The following is a 17,771-nucleotide window of genomic DNA, read 5'->3' on the forward strand; positions in this document are numbered from 1 at the left end:
GGCGATCCGGCACAGCCCCGTGATCGTCGTGCCCGCTCAGCGCCTCTCCCCCGGGACGTTCATGACATGGCAGACCACGCGCCACACGTCCTTGGCCTCCCAGCCGGCCGCCAGCGCCTCGTGCACCGTGCGTCCGCCGAGCTCCGACATCACGTGGTCGCGTGCGAAGGTGTCGGCGTAACCCACGCCGAAGTGCTCCGCCATCCGCTCCCAGAAGACCGTCAACCGCATGACTCCAGTATCCCGCCCCTGGGAGTGACCCCGAGCCGGGACCGCCTGCCGGGGCCGCTTCCCGCCCTACGGTCTGACGCATGGCCGAGACCGGAGCTTCCCCCTCTTCCCCGCCGCCCTTGGCGTCCTCCCCGCTGTTCCGCGCCGAGCACTTCGTGTGGCTGACCGCGCGCGTGCTGGAGCAGCGGCTGTTCGCGCACCATTTCCTGAACGGCGGAGCGGACCCGGTGGAGACGGCGCTGGACGCCTACCGCAACGAGGACGGCGGGTACGGCCACGCGCTGGAGCCCGATCTGCGCGGCCCCGTCAGTCAGCCGCTGCACACGGCCCGCGCACTGCGCGTCCTGGACTCCGTCGGCCGCTGCGGCGGCGCGCGGGTGGAGCGCGTGTGCCGCTATCTGACCTCCGTCTCCACCGCGGACGGCGCGCTGCCGGCGGTCCATCCCGGTCAGCGCGGCTATCCGACGGCCCCCTTCGTGCCGATCCTGGACGACCCGCCGAGCGACCTGCTCGCCACCGGGCCGGTGGTGGGCCTGTTGCACCGCAACGAGGTGTGGCACGCCTGGCTGTTCCGAGCGACCGACTTCTGCTGGCAGCGGATCGAGTCCCTGCGGGCCACCCACCCCTACGAGGCCGAGGCGGCCGTCACCTTCCTGGACGCCGTGCCCGACCGGCCGCGCGCGCAGGCCGCCGCCGAACGGCTCGGCCGTCTGGTGCGCGAACAGCGGCTCGCGGCGCTGGACCCCGCCGGTCTCGAGTCCTGGCCGGTCGCGCCCGGCTACGCACCTGGGGAGCACCACTTCCCGCACGACTTCGCCAGGACGCCGAACTCCCTGGCGCGGGCCTGGTTCACGGACCAGGAGATGAACCGCTCCCTGGACTTCCTGGCGGGCCGGCAGCAGCAGGACGGCGGCTGGCCGGTCACCTGGCGCCAGTGGGCTCCGGGCACCGCGCTGGAAGCGCGCCCCATGGTGACGATCGAGGCGTTGCGCACCCTCAGGGCGCACGGCCGCGCCATCGGCTGAGACCGGGCGGACGCACCGGCGGACCGGCCGTGGCCGTGGCTCAGCCGCCCAGGGCCCGCGCCCCCGCCGTCACCACCACGGCCGCCGCGACGACGAGCAGGAACGGCGCCCGCAGCACCAGCGCCACGGCGGCGGCCGCGAGCCCGGCCGCCCGCGCGTCCAGGACCAGCGAGGGCCCGTCGGCGAACGTCTGCTGGGCGGTGAGGGCGGCGAGCAGGGCCACCGGCAGCAGCGCGGCGAGCCGCCTCACCAGCGGCCGTTCCAGGACGCCCGCCGGAACGAGCAGTCCGGCGAGCTTGACGGCGTAGCAGCCGGCGGCGGTCAGGGCGACCGCGATCCAGGTGTTCAACGTTCTTCCTTTCGTATCTCGTCCCGCGCCCCGTCCGGGGCGGGCCTGCGCCGGCCCTCCAGGTACAGCACGGCCGGCGCGGCGAGCGCCGCCGCCAGGACCGGCACCCCGGCCGGCAGGACGGGCAGCAGGCCGAGCCCGAGGGCGACGGCGAGGGCGGCGACGGCCCGCTCGGTGACGGTCTTGAGCATGGGGGCGAGCAGGGCCAGGAACACGGCGGGCCCGGCCGCGTCCAGGCCCCACGCGTCGGTGTCCCCGAGGGCCTTGGCGCCCAGCGCGCCCAGGAGCGTGGTGAGGTTCCACAGCAGGTACAGGCTGGCCCCGGTGACGGTGAAGCCGATCCGCGCGCCGCGCCGAGCGGGCTGGGCGAGCGCCACCGCCGTGGTCTCGTCGATGACCCATTGGGCGGCGAGCGGCCGCACGGCGCGCGGGAGGGCCAGCAGCTGGGACAGGCGCAGCCCGTAGAAGGCGTTGCGGACCCCCAGGAAGAAGGCGCCCGCGGCCGCCGTGAACGGGTTCCCGCCGGCCGCCAGCGCCCCGACGAGCGCGAACTGGGACGCGCCGGTGAACACCAGCAGGCTGAGCGCGCAGGTCTGGAGCAGCGTGAGCCCGCTGCCGGCCGAGGTCACCCCGAAGGCGAACCCGGACAGTCCTACGGCGATCCCGACCCCGAGGGCGTCCCGGACGACGGCGGAGTCCGGTCTCCGGTCGCCGGCGTCTCCGGCGCCGCCGGGGCGCATGTCTGCGAGAGCTGTCTCTTCTGCCACACCCCGGACGGTAGGAGCAGCCGTGACCTCGTGTCTTGTACGTTCTTGCGCTCCCGCTGGTACGCCCCCGGCGGGACGCCCACGATCCGGGAGAAGTGCCGGCTCAGGTGCGACTGGTCGGTGAACCCGACGGCCGCGGCGACGTCCGCCGGCGCGGTGCCCGCGTCCAGCAGCCGTCTGGCCCGGCGCACCCGGGTGTCGGTCAGCCAGGTGTGCGGGGGCATCCCGTAGGCCTCCCGGAAGGCCCGCAGCAGGGCGAACGGGCTCGTCTCGAGTTCGGCCGCCAGGGCCTCCAGGGTGGGCGGCCCGGCCAGGCGTTCCTCCAGGACGGCACGCGCGCGGGCCGCCGCCGCTGTGCCCGCCGTGCGGACCTCCCGCTGCGGCAGCGGCCCGCCGTTCAGCCGCAGCAGCCGGGTCACCGCGATCCGCAGCAGCGTGTCGGCGGCCAGCGCGTCGCCCTCGTCCACGGCCCGTAGCACCCGGTGCACCAGCGCGGCGGCGTAGGGATCGTCGAGGACCGGGCTGACGAACCCGGGCGTCCCGCGGATCACGGTCGTCTCCGCCGCGATCTCGGCCACCAGTTCGGGCGTCGGGTACACGGCCCCGTACCGCCAGCCCTCGGGCACACCGGCCCGCCCGGTGTGCGGGGTGTCCGGATTGACCAGCGCGAGCGCCCCGGGCCCCGCGTACTGGTCCGACCCCCGGTGGTGGAACACCTCGACGCCCTCGGCGATGGCGGCGATCACGAAGTGCTCGTGGGTGTGGCGCACGAACGTCTTGCGGACGTACCTGGCACGCAGCAGGTCGACACCGGGCAGTTCCTCGTACCGCCAGTGCCGTGCCCGCTCCTCGCCGGATCCCGCCATGCGTCCGATTCTCCGCCGATGGCGCCGGCCGGACGCCCCCGCCACCGGCCGCAGAGGCAAAAGCCCAGCTCAGGGCCGTTTGTCAGTGGGCGGGTGCAGGATGGACGCATGGCAGGCGATCCGCAGCGAGCCCTCGGCGGCTTCTCCCCCGCGACCCGCGGCTGGTTCACGGGGGCCTTCTCCGCGCCCACCGCGGCCCAGACGGGAGCGTGGCAGGCGATCGGCGAGGGCGCGGACGTGCTGGTGGTCGCGCCGACCGGCTCCGGCAAGACCCTGGCCGCGTTCCTGGCCGCCCTCGACCAGCTCGCCTCCACACCGCCCCCGGCCGACCCGAAGAAGCGCTGCCGGGTGCTGTACGTCTCACCGCTCAAGGCCCTCGCCGTCGACGTGGAGCGCAACCTGCGCAGCCCGCTCACCGGCATCCGCCAGGAATCCGTCCGGCTGGGCCTGCCCGAGCCGGAGGTGAGGGTCGGCATCCGCTCCGGCGACACCCCGGCCGCCGAGCGCCGCGCCCTGTCCACGCGCCCGCCGGACATCCTGATCACCACCCCCGAGTCGCTGTTCCTCATGCTGACGTCGGCCACGCGCGACGCGCTGACCGGTGTGGAGACGGTGATCCTGGACGAGGTGCACGCGGTCGCGGGCACCAAGCGCGGCGCGCACCTCGCGCTGTCCCTGGAGCGCCTGGACGAGCTGCTGCCCAGGCCGGCCCGCCGCATCGGCCTGTCCGCGACCGTGCGCCCGGTCGACGAGATCGCCCGCTACCTCTCGCCCCGCCGCAAGGTGGAGATCGTCCAGCCCGAGTCCGGCAAGGAGTTCGACCTCTCGGTCGTCGTCCCGGTCGAGGACCTGGGCGAGCTCGGCGGCTCCCCGGCAGCCGACGGCGACGAAGGCGCGGAACGGCCCTCGATCTGGCCGCACGTCGAGGAGCGCATCACCGATCTCGTCCAGGCCCATCGCTCCACGATCGTGTTCGCGAACTCACGGCGGCTCGCCGAACGCCTGTGCAATCGGCTCAACGAGATCGCCTACGAGCGGGCGACCGGGGAGTGTCTGGACGAGCACCACTCCCCGGCCGAGCTGATGGGCGGCTCCGGCGCGGCGCACGGCGCGCCGGCGGTCATCGCCCGCGCGCACCACGGCTCGGTCTCCAAGGAGCAGCGCGCCCTGGTCGAGGAGGACCTCAAGGCGGGCCGCCTGCCGGCGGTGGTGGCCACCTCCAGCCTGGAGCTGGGCATCGACATGGGCGCCGTGGACCTCGTCGTCCAGGTGGAGTCGCCGCCGTCCGTGGCCTCCGGCCTGCAACGGGTCGGCCGCGCGGGACACCAGGTCGGCGCGGTCTCCACCGGCGTGGTCTTCCCCAAGTACCGCGGTGACCTGGTCCAGGCGGCGGTGGTCACCGAGCGGATGCGTTCCGGCGCCATCGAGTCGCTGCGGGTGCCCGCCAACCCCCTGGACGTCCTCGCCCAGCAGCTCGTCGCGATGACGTCCATGGACACCTGGCAGGTGGACGACCTGCTCGCCCTGGTCCGGCGGGCGGCTCCGTTCGCCACGCTGCCGGAGTCGGCCTTCACCGCCGTGCTCGACATGCTCGCCGGCCGATATCCTTCCGACGCGTTCGCCGAGCTGCGCCCACGGGTGGTGTGGGACCGCGTGACGGGCACGGTCACCGGCCGTCCCGGCGCGCAGCGCCTCGCCGTCACCTCCGGGGGCACGATTCCCGACCGCGGTCTCTTCGGGGTGTTCCTCGCCGGCTCCGACCCGAAGAAGGGCGGCGGCCGGGTCGGCGAGCTGGACGAGGAGATGGTCTACGAGTCCCGGGTCGGCGACGTCTTCACCCTCGGCACCAGTTCCTGGCGCATCGAGGACATCACCCGCGACCGGGTCCTGGTCTCCCCCGCGCCCGGAGTGCCCGGCCGACTGCCGTTCTGGAAGGGCGACCAGCTGGGCCGCCCGCTGGAACTGGGCCGCGCGGTGGGCGCGTTCCTGCGCGAGGTCGGATCGCTGTCCGAGCAGGACGCGCGGCTCAGGCTGCTGACGGCCGGCCTCGACGCGTGGGCCGCGGACAACGTCCTCTCCTACCTGGCCGAACAGCGCGAGGCCTGCGGTCACGTCCCCGACGACCGGACGATCCTCGTGGAGCGCTTCCGCGACGAACTGGGCGACTGGCGCGTCGTCGTCCACTCCCCCTTCGGCGCCCAGGTGCACGCCCCGTGGGCGCTGGCGCTCGGCGCCCGGCTCTCCGAGCGGTACGGCATGGACGCACAGGTCATGCACGCCGACGACGGCATCGTGCTGCGCCTGCCGGACGCCGACCTCATGAGCCTGGACCTGCTCGACCAGGAACCCGTGAGGGCCGGTTCGGAGTACGACGCCGATCAGGCGCCCGTCGGCGCGGCGGACGTCGCCTTCGACAAGGGCGAGGTCGACCGGATCGTCACCGACCAGGTCGGCGGCTCGGCCCTGTTCGCCTCCCGCTTCCGCGAGTGCGCGGCCCGCGCGCTGCTGCTGCCGCGCCGTAACCCGGGCAAGCGCACCCCGTTGTGGCAGCAGCGCCAGCGCGCCGCCCAACTACTGCAGGTGGCAAGCGAGTTCGGGTCGTTCCCGATCGTCCTGGAAGCGGTTCGCGAGTGCCTCCAGGACGTCTTCGACGTCCCCGGACTCGTCGAGCTGATGGGCGACATCGAGTCCCGCAGGGTCCGCCTGGTCGAGGTCACCACACCGGAGCCGTCCCCGTTCGCCCGCTCGCTGCTCTTCGGTTACGTCGCCCAGTTCCTGTACGAGGGTGACTCCCCGCTCGCCGAGCGCCGCGCCGCCGCCCTCTCCCTGGACTCGCGGCTGCTGGCCGAGCTGCTGGGCCAGGCGGAGCTGCGCGAACTGCTGGACGCCGAGGTGCTGGTCGAGCTGGAGCGGGAGCTGCAGTGGCTGACCGAGGACCGCCGCGTCAAGGACGTCGAGGGCGTCGCCGACGTCCTGCGGCTGCTCGGCCCGCTCACCGACGCCGAACTGGCCCAGCGGGGCGCGGAGCCCGGCTGGGCGTCCGAACTCGCCGCCGCCCGGCGGGCCATCCGGGTCAGGATCGCCGGAACCGACCACTGGGCCGCCGTCGAGGACGCGGGCCGGCTGCGCGACGCGCTCGGCACGGCGTTGCCGGTCGGCGTCCCGGAGGCGTTCACCGAGCCCGTGAAGGACCCGCTGGGCGACCTCCTCGCCCGCTACGCCCGCACCCACGGCCCGTTCACGTCGGCGACCGCCGCCGCCCGCTTCGGCCTGGGCGTCGCGGTCACCGAGGGCGCGCTGCACCGGCTCGCCGGAGGCGGCCGGGTCGTCCAGGGCGAGTTCCACCCGGCGGGCATCGGCCAGGAGTGGTGCGACACGGCGGTCCTGCGCCGGCTGCGCCGGCGCTCGCTGGCAGCGCTGCGGCACGAACTGGAGCCGGTGCCACCGGCCGCGCTCGCCCAGTTCCTGCCGCAGTGGCAGCACATCGGCAAGGGCCACGGGCTGCGCGGCGTCGACGGACTGGTGCGCGCCATCGAGCAGATGCAGGGGGCATCCGTGCCCGCCTCCGCGCTGGAGAAGCTGGTCCTGCCCTCCCGGGTGGCGGACTACACCCCCGCGATGCTCGACGAACTCACCGCGGCCGGCGAGGTCGTCTGGGCGGGTGCGGGGGCACTGCCCGGCAAGGACGGCTGGATCTCCCTCTACCTCGCCGACGCGGCTCCACCGCTCCTGCCGCCACCGCATCCCCTGGAACCGACAGCGCTCCACCAGTCGGTCCTGGACGCCCTTTCCGGCGGCTACGGCCTGTTCTTCCGTCAGATCGCCGACCAGGTCCGCGCGACCACCCACCCCGAGGCCACGGATCCCCAACTCGCCGACGCCCTCTGGGACCTGGCCTGGTCCGGGCGGCTCACCAACGACACGCTCGCCCCGATGCGCTCCCTGCTGGGCTCGGGCCGCACCGCGGGGTCCACGGCGCACCGCGCCAAGCGCGCCGTCCCGCGCGGTCGCTACGGCTCGCTGACCGCGGCCGCCCGCACCGCCTCCCGAGGCGGCCCGCCGACCGTCGCGGGCCGCTGGTCCCTGCTGCCCGGCCGCGACACCGACGCCACCGTGCGCGCCCACGCCCTGGCCCGCGTCCTCCTCGACCGGCACGGGGTGGTCACCCGTGGAGCGGTGTCCGCGGAAGGCGTGGAAGGCGGCTTCTCGGCCGTGTACCGGGTGCTGTCCGTCTTCGAGGAGAGCGGACAGGCCCGGCGCGGGTACGTGGTGGAGGGGCTGGGCGCCGCCCAGTTCGCCATGGAGGGCGCGGTCGACCGGCTCCGCGCGGTGGCGAACGCCCGTGAGCGGGCGGAGGGTCTGCCCGGTACGGCCCTCGGACGGGACGGCGGCCCGGACGGGTTCGGCTCCCTGCCCGCCCAGCCGCGTCCCGGCGGCTTCGACACGGCCGACGGATTCGGCGCCGACGCGTTCCACGGCGACGGCGCTCCCGTCGACTGGCTCGGCACCGGCAACGTCGCACCGGGCGGGCCGGCCTCGCCCCGGGACTTCGCCGCTCCCGGCTACGGAGGTCCGCGGGGCGGCGGTCCGGCCGCCCCGTACGGCGCCGGGCGCGGTGACCGTCGTGGTGGCGGCGCCGATCCCCGGGCGATCGTGCTCGCCGCCGCGGACCCCGCGAACGCCTACGGAGCCGCCCTGCCCTGGCCGGAGCCGCCGACCGGCGCCGGGCACAAACCAGGGCGCAAGGCCGGTGCCCTGGTGGTGCTCGTTTCGGGCGAGCTGACGCTCTACATGGAGCGCGGCGGGAAGACGCTGCTGGCCTGGCCCGCCACCCAGGACGGTCAGGCCGCCGACGACCCGCGCCTGGGTACGGCCGCCGAGGCACTGGCCGCGGCCGCCCGCGCGGGCTCCCTCGGTACGGTCACGGTGGAACGCGTCAACGGTGCCTCCGCGCTGACCTCCCCCATCGGCACACTCCTGGAAGGAGCGGGGTTCATCGCCACCCCGCGCGGACTGCGGCTGCGCGCATGACCGCGGCGGGCGGGTCCGTGACCGGCGCCGGAGCGCACCCGGCCGGAGCCGACGCGCACCGGCGCGTGTCACCCTTGAGCCATGCCCGAAGGTGACACGGTCTGGCAGGCGGCGGGACGACTGCACGACGCACTCGCCGGCAAGGTGCTGACCCGCAGCGACTTCCGGGTGCCGAAGTACGCCACCGTCGACCTCAGCGGCCGTGCCGTCCTGAACACCATCGCCCGGGGCAAGCACCTGCTCACCCGTGTCGAAGGGGGCCTGACCCTGCACTCGCACCTGCGGATGGAGGGCGCCTGGAAGGTGTACGGCAGCGGCGAGCGATGGAAGGGCGGCCCCGCCCACCAGATCCGCGCCGTCCTGGCCACCGCCGACCGCACCGCCGTAGGCTACCGCCTGCCCGTGCTGGAGCTCGTGCGCACCAGCGAGGAGGCCCGTACCGTCAGCCACCTCGGCCCGGACCTGCTCGGGCCCGACTGGGACCCGGACCTGGCCCTGGCCAACCTCCTCGCCGACCCGGCCCGGCAGCTCGGCGAGGCCCTGCTCGACCAGCGCAACCTCGCCGGTATCGGCAACGTCTACAAGTGCGAGCTCTGCTTCCTGCTCGGCGTGACACCGTGGCTGCCGGTCGGGGCCCTGCCCGCCGACCGCGCCGCGAAGCTGCCCGCCCTCGCCAAGCGGCTCCTGGAGGCCAACCGCGACCGTGCGGTCCGCCGGACCACCGGCCTGCGCGGGCAGGACCTGTTCGTCTACGGCCGCGCTCCACGCCCCTGTCTGCGCTGCGGCACCTCCGTGCGCGTGGCCGACCAGGGCGACGGCTCCCAGGAGCGCCCCACCTACTGGTGCCCCGTCTGCCAGGCGGGTCCCGCTCCGCCACCGGGATCGCCGCAGAGATGGCGGGAGCGCTATCGCCGTACGGCCGATTGACGTCCACTCAAGCAGCGCCGAAGCCCGCGACCGCCGTACCGAGTCGCCTGGAGTCCGCTGCCCCGCTCCTCCGTCAGGACAGGCCGGATTCTCCGTCCGGGCGGCGAGGCGGCGGCTCCCCGGTGGCGAACGGCCGGTCGTCGTCACCGTCTACGGACGGCGCTCCCCCACCGCGTCCGTAGGGCCATCCCCCGAACCCGCCGAACGGAGATCCGCCCGGGTCCGCGGTCGGCGGTCCACCGGCGGTCCCGGACGGCGCCTTTCCGGTGACGTTCCCGTCGAACGCCACCGCTCCACCGCCCTCACCGGTCCCGCCTCCACAGGCACCGGCCCCGGCGGCCCGCCCGGCGTTCGCAGCGCGCCCCCGGCACTCGGTGAGCACCCCCGTGGCCCCGCCCCTGGGCACGCAGTGCACGGGCAGCACACTCAGCCCCCAGCCTCCCGCCGCGACCGCCCCTTCCAGCACCCCCGCGTCGTTCGACAGCACCAGCCGTAGCACCGCCCACCACCACACCGCGCCGAGCCCCAGGGCGGCGCCCCAGCGCACTGCCGGCCCCGCCGTCACACGCACGCGCCCACCTCCAGCCCGACGCTAGAACCCCGCCCTCGCACACAGGAGGGCGCAACGCGGCATACGGGGGCGCTCTGCTCATCTGCTCGCGCCGGTCGACCGAACCGCAGCCCGGCCTCCACCATCACCGCACCACCCCGCCCGGGCAAACGCGGCGAACACGATAAACCCGGCGAACACGGCGATCCACGGCCCGAATGGCAGGCCCGGACGGCAGGCCCGGTCCGGGCCTGCCGTGCCCTTCACCGCAAGGCCGCCACCACAGGGCCCCACCGCGGGCCCGCCACCGCACGGCCCGGCCGACAGCCACCCCGGGGGCCGCCACGTGGCCCGGCCGACGCGAAGGCCCCGGCCGTACCTCCCCGGAGTTCCGGGCAGACCCCGGCCGGGGCCTCACAAACGTATGGGTCAGCGCACCCGCGCGCGACGGATCACGCGGCGACCACGTCCACCGCCTCGGCGGGCGCCTTGATGGTCACCCGTTCCGGTGGCACCCCGGTCACCGACACGGAACCCAGCATCGGGCGAACCGGCGTGGGCACGGTATCGGTGGCCGCGGCGGACTGAGCCAGCTCCGCGAGTGCGAGTTCGTCGCTCACTTCCCGCATGAGCTCGGACATCCGTACGTCCAGCGCGTCGCAGATGGCGGAGAGCAGCTCGGAGGAAGCCTCCTTCTGCCCCCGCTCCACCTCGGAGAGATAGCCGAGCGAGACTCGGGCGGACGAGGAGACTTCGCGCAGAGTACGGCCCTGGCGTTGGCGCTGCCGACGCAGCACGTCACCCAGCAGGCGACGGAGCAGAATCATCGGTGGCTCCCTCCTCGGACCGCGTAGCCGCATCCTTCACGCCCCACCGTACCGCCTAGCGCCGCGGCCGTGCGGGGAGCGATGTCGTGTTCACTCAGGGCTGCAAACATCAAAACCCCCCGTTCTGTTCCGTATCCTGTGCCCGCTCATTCCCGGTCTGTTCGCCCGCAATCAGCTCCAGGAGCAGTGCGAGTACGCTGCGTACACTCTCCATACGAATTTCCGCCCGGCCGCCGTTCAACCGCAGAGCGGCCGTTTTCCCGCCGCGGGAAGTGCCGGATCCGGTCGCCAAGGGCCCGGCCACGGCCATGAAAACCGTTCCGACAGGCTGTCCGTCCTGGGGGTCGGGGCCGGCGACGCCGGTGGTCGCGACACCCCAGTCGGCACCGAGCGCCGTGCGCACACCCTCCGCCATCTGGGCCGCGACCTGCGGGTCCACCGCTCCGCGCTGGGCCAGCAGGGCGGCGTCCACCCCGAGCAGTTCGTGCTTGAGCTCGGTGGCGTAGGCGGTGACCGACCCCCGGAAGACCTTGGAGGCCCCCGGCACCGAGGTGATCTCCGCCGCGACCAGCCCACCGGTCAGCGACTCCGCGACGGCGAGCGTCTCGCCCCTCACCGTGAGTAGTCGCACGACTTCGACGGCCGGTGAACTCACGCTTCCGACTCCCGCAACGCCGCGCGGCGCTCGGCGATCCCCCGTCGGCGCAGCACGACGGCCTGCCGCACGTAGTCCAGTCCCGTCACCACGGTCAGCACGACGGCCGCGGCCATCACCCAGAACCTGAGGGTGGCCAGCCAGCCCGTCAGCGCCAGCACGTACATCCCGACGGCCACGCCCTGCGTGAGCGTCTTGAGCTTGCCCCCTCTGCTCGCCGGGATGACGCCGTAGCGGATGACCAGGAAACGCAGCAGGGTGATCCCGAGTTCCCGGCCCAGGATCACGCCGGTCACCCACCAGGGCAGGTCCCCGAGAGCCGAGAGACAGATCAGCGCCGCCCCCATGATCGCCTTGTCGGCGATGGGGTCGGCGATCTTCCCGAAGTCGGTGACGAGGTCGTACGTCCGCGCCAGGTGGCCGTCGAACAGGTCCGTGATCATGGCGACGGCGAAGGCCGCCCAGGCGAACGAACGCCACGCCGGGTCGTACCCGCCGTCGGCCAGCATCAGGGCCACGAAGCCGGGCACGAGGAGCAGCCGGAGCATGGTCAGCAGATTGGCGACGTTCCACACGCTGGCCTGGTTCACGGCCGCGGCCGTGATCTTCCCGCCCCGCGCGGGCCGGCCGCCGTCCGGCTCCTGGGCCGCCCGGGCGGCCCCGCGGGACGCGGAACCGGAATCACCGGAACCGAGGCGGGCGACTCTCGAGGCCCCGGCAGCTGAGGGGGCCCCGGACACCCCGCGCGCGTCGGCGCGGCCGGAGGCCGCTCCCTGCGCGCCGGAGGTACCGCCCGCCGCGGATGCCGGGACTCCGGTCATCTGCCCGTCTCCTCACTGCCCGCGAACGCGCCCGTCAGCGGCTCGGCCACCAGGTCGACACCCTCCGTACCGACCACCTTCGCCTCGACCATACGGCCGACGATCAAACCCTCGCCGTCGGTGAGCAGCACCTGGCCGTCCGTCTCCGGCGCCTGGTGCGCGGCCCGGCCGTACACGCCCTCCTCGGGGTCCACGGACTCCACGAGCACCCGCACCGTCTCGCCGACGCGCTCCTCGGCGCGCTGCGAGACGAGTTCCTCGGCCAGCCGCGAGACACGGGCCAGCCGCTCGGCGACGACGTCCTCGTCCAGCTTGTTGTCGTACGTCGCCGCTTCGGTGCCCTCCTCGTCGGAGTAGCCGAACACGCCGATGGCGTCCAGCCGGGCGCCGTTCAGGAAACGCTCCAGCTCGGCGAGGTCGGCCTCGGACTCGCCGGGGAAGCCGACGATGAAGTTGGAGCGCACCCCGGCCTCGGGCGCCTTGCCGCGGATGGTGTCGAGCAGTTCCAGGAACCGGTCGGTGTCGCCGAAGCGACGCATGGCGCGCAGCACGCCGGGCGCGGAGTGCTGGAAGGAGAGGTCGAAGTAGGGGGCGACCTTGGGGGTGGAGGTCAGCACGTCGATGAGCCCGGGGCGCATCTCGGCCGGCTGGAGGTAGCTGACCCGCACCCGCTCGATGCCGTCGACCTCGGCGAGCTCGGGCAGCAGGGACTCCAGCAGGCGGATGTCGCCGAGGTCCTTGCCGTAGGAGGTGTTGTTCTCGGAGACCAGCATGATCTCCTTGACGCCCTGCTCGGCCAGCCACCGCGTCTCGTTCAGCACGTCGCTCGGGCGGCGGGAGATGAAGGAGCCGCGGAAGGACGGGATGGCGCAGAAGGAGCAGCGCCGGTCGCAGCCGGAGGCGAGCTTGACGGAGGCGACCGGGGCGCCGTCCAGGCGGCGGCGCAGGGGCGCGCGCGGGCCGGAGGCCGGGGCGACGCCCTCGGGGAGGTCGACGGGGCCGTGCCCGGGCAGCGCGACGGCGGTGCCCGCCTCCTGGCGCTCGGCGGGGCTGATCGGCAGGAGTCTGCGGCGGTCGCGCGGTGTGTGCGCGGCGTGGATGCCGCCGCTCAGGATGGTCTGCAGGCGGTCGGAGATGTCGGCGTAGTCGTCGAAGCCGAGCACGCCGTCGGCCTCGGGCAGTGCCTCGGCGAGCTCCTTGCCGTACCGCTCGGCCATGCAGCCCACCGCGACGACGGCCTGCGTCCTGCCGTGGTCCTTGAGGTCGTTGGCCTCCAGGAGGGCGTCGACGGAGTCCTTCTTGGCGGCTTCCACGAAGCCGCAGGTGTTGACCACGGCGACGTCCGCGTCGGCGGCGTCCTCCACGAGCTGCCAGCCGTCCGCCTCCAAACGGCCTGCGAGCTCCTCCGAGTCCACCTCGTTGCGGGCACAGCCGAGAGTGACGAGTGCGACGGTACGGCGTTCAGGCATGGGCTCAAGACTACTTCGTCTGCGCGACGGCCCATGTCGAAGGGGTTGGCCGATGTCGGCCAACCCCTTTGACGCGTACCCGCCCGGTCCCCTTTTCCGGTCCTATCCGACCTGCGGGTCGCCCTTCGTGTAGGTGAGGCGTTCCACGGCGCCCGGCTGGAACTGGTCCTCGATCTTCTTGCCGTTGACGTAGAGCTGTATGGCCCCGGCGTCGCCGAGGATGAGGTTGATCTTCGTACTGTCCTGGAAGGTCTTGGACTCGCCCTTGCCGAGGAGCCCGTCGAAGAGCATGCGGCCGCTGTGGTCCTTGGCGGAGATCCAGCTGCGCCCGTTCGCCGCGCTGACCTGGACGGTCACCTTGTCCTGGGGCGCGGCCGCGATGGCGCTGTCGGACGGGGCGGGCTTCTGGTCGGCGGGCTTGCTGTTCTTCGGCCGGGGCGAGGCGGGTGCGCCGGTGGTCGCGGTGGAGCCCTCGGCGACCTGGGCCTTGCCACTGCTGTCGGAGCCGTCGCCGCCGACGCCCTTGACGGCGGTGAAGCCGACGAAACCGACCACGACGACGATCGCGGCGACCATGGCCGCGGTCCAGTTGGGCCCGCGCCGCTCGGGACGGATGCGTTCCGCCTCGAAGAGCGGGGCGGCCGGCGTGGGGGCGGGACGCCCGCCGTGCTCGGCGTCGAACTGGGCGAGCAGCGGTGCCGGGTCCAGGCGCACCGCACGGGCCAGGGCCCGGATGTGTCCGCGGGCGTACACGTCGCCGCCGCACGGAGCGAAGTCGTCGGCCTCGATGGCGCGCACGATGGTGCTGCGGACACGGGTGGCGGTGCTGACCTCGTCGAGGGTCACACCGGCGGCCAGCCGCGCGTCCTTCAGGACTCGGCCGATGGAGGGGCGGGCTTCCTCGGAAACGTCTTCGAACGGACGCTCGTCTTCAGGGGAGTTGCCGATGGACACGGGGGCGCCTTTCGAGCGTGTAGCCGCCTGTGCTGGACATTCAGTCTAGGGGCGTGCCAAAGCGTGGAGCGACCCGGCGGTACGACTTTGTACGCCATCGGAATGGCCGGTCAGTCCGATGCCGGGACAGGTGCGAAACCCGTGGTCGGACCCCGCACCGGGCCTCTCGCTCAACTTGACGTACGTCCACCCGAAAGGGTTGCCCACCCGTGGCTAACGGGTGGATCACGGAGCCCCGCCCGCGGGCCCGTGGCAGGCGGGGGCCGCCGGACACACTCCTTGTGCCTACCCCTCGGACTCGCCCCGAATCAGGGCCAGCACTCCTGCCAGGTCGTCGGGCTTCACCAGGACGTCACGCGCCTTGGACCCCTCGCTGGGACCGACGATGTTCCGGGACTCCATGAGGTCCATGAGCCGGCCGGCCTTCGCGAAGCCGACGCGCAGCTTGCGCTGGAGCATGGACGTCGACCCGAACTGCGTGGAGACGACCAGTTCGGCCGCCTGGCACAGCAGGTCGAGGTCGTCGCCGATGTCCTCGTCGATCTCCTTCTTCTGCTTGGTGCCGACGGTGACGTCCTCCCGGAAGACCGGCGCCATCTGCTCCTTGCAGTGCCGCACGACGGCCGCGACCTCGTCCTCGGTCACGAAGGCGCCCTGCATGCGGGTGGGTTTGCCGGCGCCCATCGGCAGGAACAGTCCGTCGCCCTTGCCGATCAGCTTCTCGGCGCCGGGCTGGTCGAGGATGACGCGGCTGTCGGCGAGCGAGGAGGTGGCGAAGGCGAGCCGAGAGGGCACGTTCGCCTTGATCAACCCGGTGACGACGTCGACCGAGGGCCGCTGGGTGGCGAGCACCAGGTGGATCCCGGCCGCTCGCGCGAGCTGGGTGATGCGCACGATCGCGTCCTCGACGTCGCGCGGCGCGACCATCATCAGGTCGGCGAGCTCGTCGACGATCACCAGCAGGTACGGGTAGGGCTGCAACTCCCGCTCACTGCCCGCCGGCGCCTTCGCCTTGCCGCTGCGGACCGCGGCGTTGAAGTCGTCGATGTGCCGGAAGCCGTACGCGGCGAGGTCGTCGTATCTGAGGTCCATCTCGCGCACGACCCACTGCAGCGCCTCGGCGGCCCGCTTGGGGTTGGTGATGATCGGCGTGATCAGGTGCGGGATGCCCTCGTACGCGGTCAGCTCCACGCGCTTGGGGTCGACGAGGACCATGCGGACGTCCTCCGGGGTCGCCCGAATCATGATCGAGGTGATCAGGCAGTTGATGCAGGACGACTTGCCGGAGCCGGTGGCGCCGGCGACCAGGATGTGCGGCATCTTCGCGATGTTGGCCATCACGTAGCCGCCCTCGACGTCCTTGCCGAGCGCCACCAGCATGGGGTGATCGTCCTCGGCCGCCGCCGCCAGGCGCAGCACGTCGCCGAGGTTGACCATCTCCCGGTCGGTGTTGGGGATCTCGATGCCGACCGCGGACTTGCCGGGGATCGGGCTGATGATCCGCACGTCCGGGCTGGCGACGGCGTACGCGATGTTCTTCGTCAGCGCGGTGATCCGCTCGACCTTCACGGCCGGCCCGAGTTCGACCTCGTAGCGCGTGACCGTCGGACCGCGGGTGAAGCCGGTGACGCGCGCGTCGACCTTGAACTCGGTGAAGACGGTGGTGAGCGAGTCGACGATCGCGTCGTTGGCCGCGCTGCGCGCCTTGCCGGGCCCGCCCCGCTCGAGCAGGTCGAGCGTGGGCAGGGAGTAGGTGATGTCACCGGAGAGCTGGAGCTGTTCGGCGCGCGGCGGCAGTTCGCGTGTCTCGGCGGGCGGGTTCTTGGTGAGGTCGGGGACGGCCGCGGTCGGTTCCTTCCGCGCGGCACGGGCGGCCGGTTCGTCCGCGGCGCGGCGCGGCGCGGGGGCGTCCGGCTCGGGGCGCGCGGCCGGCACCGGCGTCGGGGCCGGGGTCGGGGTCGGGGTTTCGGTGCGGTCGCCCGCGCTGACGCCCTGGGTGAGGTCCGCGACGACCGGTGACGGCGGCATTCCGTGCAGGACGGCGCCGTCGAGCGAGGCGGCGGCAGCGGCCGCCACGTCCACGGCGTCCATCTGCCGTTCCATGTCGGGCTGCGGCACGGCGGACCGCCGCGGACGGCCGCGCCGCTTGGACAGGGCCTCCAGTTCGGCGCCTTCGACATCGTGGTCCTGAGGGCCGCCCTGGCGCTTGCGGGGGCGCGCGGGCAGCGCCTCACGCCACTGCTCGTCGTAACGCGCGTCGTCCTCGGTGTACTCGGCGTCCTCCGGGTCGGGCAGCAGACCGAGCCTGACACCGAGCAGCCGCAGGCGCTGCGGGATCGCGTTGACCGGGGTGGCGGTGACGACGAGCAGGCCGAACACCGTGAGCAGCACGAGCAGCGGTACGGCGAGCACCGCGCCCATCGCGTACGTCAGCGGGGTTGCCGCCCCCCAGCCGATGAGGCCGCCGGCGTCCCTTATCGCCTGCATGCCGTCGCTGCGGGCGGGCGAGCCGCAGGCGATGTGCACCTGACCGAGCACCCCGAGGACGAGCGCCGACAGTCCGATGACGATACGGCCGTTGGCCTCGGGCTTCTCCGGATGCCGGATGAAGCGCACGGCGATGACACCGACCAGGATCGGCACGAGCAGGTCCAGCCGTCCGAAGGCCCCGGTCACCAGGATCTCGACCAGGTCGCCGACGGGCCCGCGCAGATCGGCCCAGGTTCCGGCGGCGACGATCAGGGCGACGGCGAGCAGCAGCAGCGCGACACCGTCCTTGCGGTGTGCGGGATCCAGGTTCTTGGCGCCGTGTCCCACGCCGCGGAACACGGCGCCCACGGCGTGCGCGAGTCCCAGCCACAGAGCGCGCACCACGCGGTACACGCCCCCGGTGGGACTCGGGGCGGGCCTGGGCACGGGCCTGGGCGCCGCGGCCTTCTTGGCGGGCGCCTTCCGGGCGGGAGCCCTTTTCGCCGCGGCCTTCTTCGCCGAAGCCTTCGCGGGAGCGGCCGCCTTCTTCACGGGCTGCTTCTTGGCTGCGGAGGGACGTGAGGCCATGGGTGTGAGATTACCTGTGGAGACGACGCCGGACACGTGTGCCCACAGCTTCACCCGTTCGTGTCGCCTCCACCGAAACGCCGAGCTGACACGACCTCACCACCGCGCCGGGGCCCGGCAGACGCCCCGCTCGACGGCCCGAATCCAGCCCCGTCAGCGACGAATGACGGTTTAGAGCCACACCCGAGCCCGAGCCCCACCCCGATCGTGGCCCGAATTCGCCATTCACCACATCAGCCACC

General features: G+C 73.5%; 13 protein-coding genes. 3 read left to right on the forward strand and 10 right to left on the reverse strand.

Annotation, left to right across the window (positions count from 1 at the left end; all coding sequences use genetic code 11):
- Positions 1-36: 36 nt before the first annotated feature.
- A complete protein-coding gene (locus ACF061_RS26640; RefSeq protein ID WP_392269496.1) occupies positions 37-231 on the reverse strand; it encodes a DUF3046 domain-containing protein in 195 nt (64 codons plus the stop codon).
- Between the two features lie 80 nt (positions 232-311).
- Between ACF061_RS26640 and ACF061_RS26645 the strand changes: the two genes are divergently transcribed.
- Complete coding sequence (locus ACF061_RS26645; RefSeq protein ID WP_392269497.1) at positions 312-1,256, forward strand: hypothetical protein; 945 nt, start codon at positions 312-314, stop codon at positions 1,254-1,256.
- 40 nt (positions 1,257-1,296) lie between these two features.
- Here the strand turns inward: ACF061_RS26645 and ACF061_RS26650 are convergent, their stop codons facing one another.
- From ACF061_RS26650 to ACF061_RS26660, 3 genes are read right to left on the reverse strand one after another with little or no spacing between them, the layout of a single operon-like run.
- Positions 1,297-1,605, reverse strand: coding sequence for an AzlD domain-containing protein (locus tag ACF061_RS26650; RefSeq protein WP_392269498.1), 309 nt, complete (start codon positions 1,603-1,605; stop codon positions 1,297-1,299).
- The gene (locus ACF061_RS26655; protein ID WP_392269499.1) at positions 1,602-2,372 is read right to left on the reverse strand and encodes an AzlC family ABC transporter permease; all 771 of its coding nucleotides are present in this window, start codon (positions 2,370-2,372) and stop codon (positions 1,602-1,604) included. Before ACF061_RS26655 ends, ACF061_RS26650 begins: the two co-directional genes overlap by 4 nt.
- Positions 2,258-3,238 (reverse strand): AraC family transcriptional regulator, encoded by a 981-nt coding sequence (locus tag ACF061_RS26660; RefSeq protein WP_392269500.1) that lies wholly within the window; start codon positions 3,236-3,238, stop codon positions 2,258-2,260. The genes ACF061_RS26655 and ACF061_RS26660 overlap by 115 nt, the downstream gene beginning before the upstream one ends.
- A 108-nt stretch (positions 3,239-3,346) precedes the next feature.
- Between ACF061_RS26660 and ACF061_RS26665 the strand changes: the two genes are divergently transcribed.
- Together ACF061_RS26665 and ACF061_RS26670 are read left to right on the forward strand one after the other, a co-directional pair.
- Complete coding sequence (locus tag ACF061_RS26665) at positions 3,347-8,269, forward strand: ATP-dependent helicase (protein WP_392269501.1); 4,923 nt, start codon at positions 3,347-3,349, stop codon at positions 8,267-8,269.
- Between the two features lie 81 nt (positions 8,270-8,350).
- The gene (locus ACF061_RS26670) at positions 8,351-9,196 is read left to right on the forward strand and encodes an Fpg/Nei family DNA glycosylase (protein WP_392269502.1); all 846 of its coding nucleotides are present in this window, start codon (positions 8,351-8,353) and stop codon (positions 9,194-9,196) included.
- Positions 9,197-10,198: 1,002 nt separating this feature from the next.
- Here ACF061_RS26670 and ACF061_RS26675 read toward each other — a convergent pair.
- The 6 genes from ACF061_RS26675 to ACF061_RS26700 all read right to left on the reverse strand — a co-directional run bounded on the left by ACF061_RS26675 (position 10,199) and on the right by ACF061_RS26700 (position 17,529).
- The gene (locus tag ACF061_RS26675; protein ID WP_392269503.1) at positions 10,199-10,573 is read right to left on the reverse strand and encodes a helix-turn-helix domain-containing protein; all 375 of its coding nucleotides are present in this window, start codon (positions 10,571-10,573) and stop codon (positions 10,199-10,201) included.
- A gap of 109 nt (positions 10,574-10,682) precedes the next feature.
- Complete coding sequence (locus tag ACF061_RS26680) at positions 10,683-11,228, reverse strand: CinA family protein (protein WP_392269504.1); 546 nt, start codon at positions 11,226-11,228, stop codon at positions 10,683-10,685.
- Entirely contained in the window at positions 11,225-12,049 is an 825-nt protein-coding gene (gene pgsA, locus ACF061_RS26685; protein ID WP_392269505.1) for a CDP-diacylglycerol--glycerol-3-phosphate 3-phosphatidyltransferase, read from the reverse strand. Before pgsA ends, ACF061_RS26680 begins: the two co-directional genes overlap by 4 nt.
- Complete coding sequence (gene rimO / locus ACF061_RS26690) at positions 12,046-13,518, reverse strand: 30S ribosomal protein S12 methylthiotransferase RimO (RefSeq protein ID WP_392269506.1); 1,473 nt, start codon at positions 13,516-13,518, stop codon at positions 12,046-12,048. The genes pgsA and rimO overlap by 4 nt, the downstream gene beginning before the upstream one ends.
- 102 nt (positions 13,519-13,620) lie before the next feature.
- Positions 13,621-14,472 (reverse strand): helix-turn-helix domain-containing protein, encoded by an 852-nt coding sequence (locus ACF061_RS26695; protein WP_392269507.1) that lies wholly within the window; start codon positions 14,470-14,472, stop codon positions 13,621-13,623.
- Positions 14,473-14,757: 285 nt separating this feature from the next.
- Positions 14,758-17,529: a DNA translocase FtsK gene (locus ACF061_RS26700; RefSeq protein ID WP_392269508.1), complete on the reverse strand. Its 2,772-nt coding sequence runs from the start codon at positions 17,527-17,529 to the stop codon at positions 14,758-14,760.
- Positions 17,530-17,771: the final 242 nt, after the last annotated feature.

The organism is Streptomyces sp. NPDC015220, from assembly GCF_043079345.1.
In the GTDB taxonomy this organism is placed as follows: domain Bacteria; phylum Actinomycetota; class Actinomycetes; order Streptomycetales; family Streptomycetaceae; genus Streptomyces.

Coding starts and splice junctions, on each gene's coding strand:
- ACF061_RS26640 (WP_392269496.1), bottom strand. CDS start 231: ATGCGGTTGACGGTCTTCTGGGAGCGGATGGCGGAGCACTTCGGCGTG.
- ACF061_RS26645 (WP_392269497.1), top strand. CDS start 312: ATGGCCGAGACCGGAGCTTCCCCCTCTTCCCCGCCGCCCTTGGCGTCC.
- ACF061_RS26660 (WP_392269500.1), bottom strand. CDS start 3,238: ATGGCGGGATCCGGCGAGGAGCGGGCACGGCACTGGCGGTACGAGGAA.
- ACF061_RS26665 (WP_392269501.1), top strand. CDS start 3,347: ATGGCAGGCGATCCGCAGCGAGCCCTCGGCGGCTTCTCCCCCGCGACC.
- ACF061_RS26670 (WP_392269502.1), top strand. CDS start 8,351: ATGCCCGAAGGTGACACGGTCTGGCAGGCGGCGGGACGACTGCACGAC.
- ACF061_RS26675 (WP_392269503.1), bottom strand. CDS start 10,573: ATGATTCTGCTCCGTCGCCTGCTGGGTGACGTGCTGCGTCGGCAGCGC.
- pgsA (WP_392269505.1), bottom strand. CDS start 12,049: ATGACCGGAGTCCCGGCATCCGCGGCGGGCGGTACCTCCGGCGCGCAG.
- rimO (WP_392269506.1), bottom strand. CDS start 13,518: ATGCCTGAACGCCGTACCGTCGCACTCGTCACTCTCGGCTGTGCCCGC.
- ACF061_RS26700 (WP_392269508.1), bottom strand. CDS start 17,529: ATGGCCTCACGTCCCTCCGCAGCCAAGAAGCAGCCCGTGAAGAAGGCG.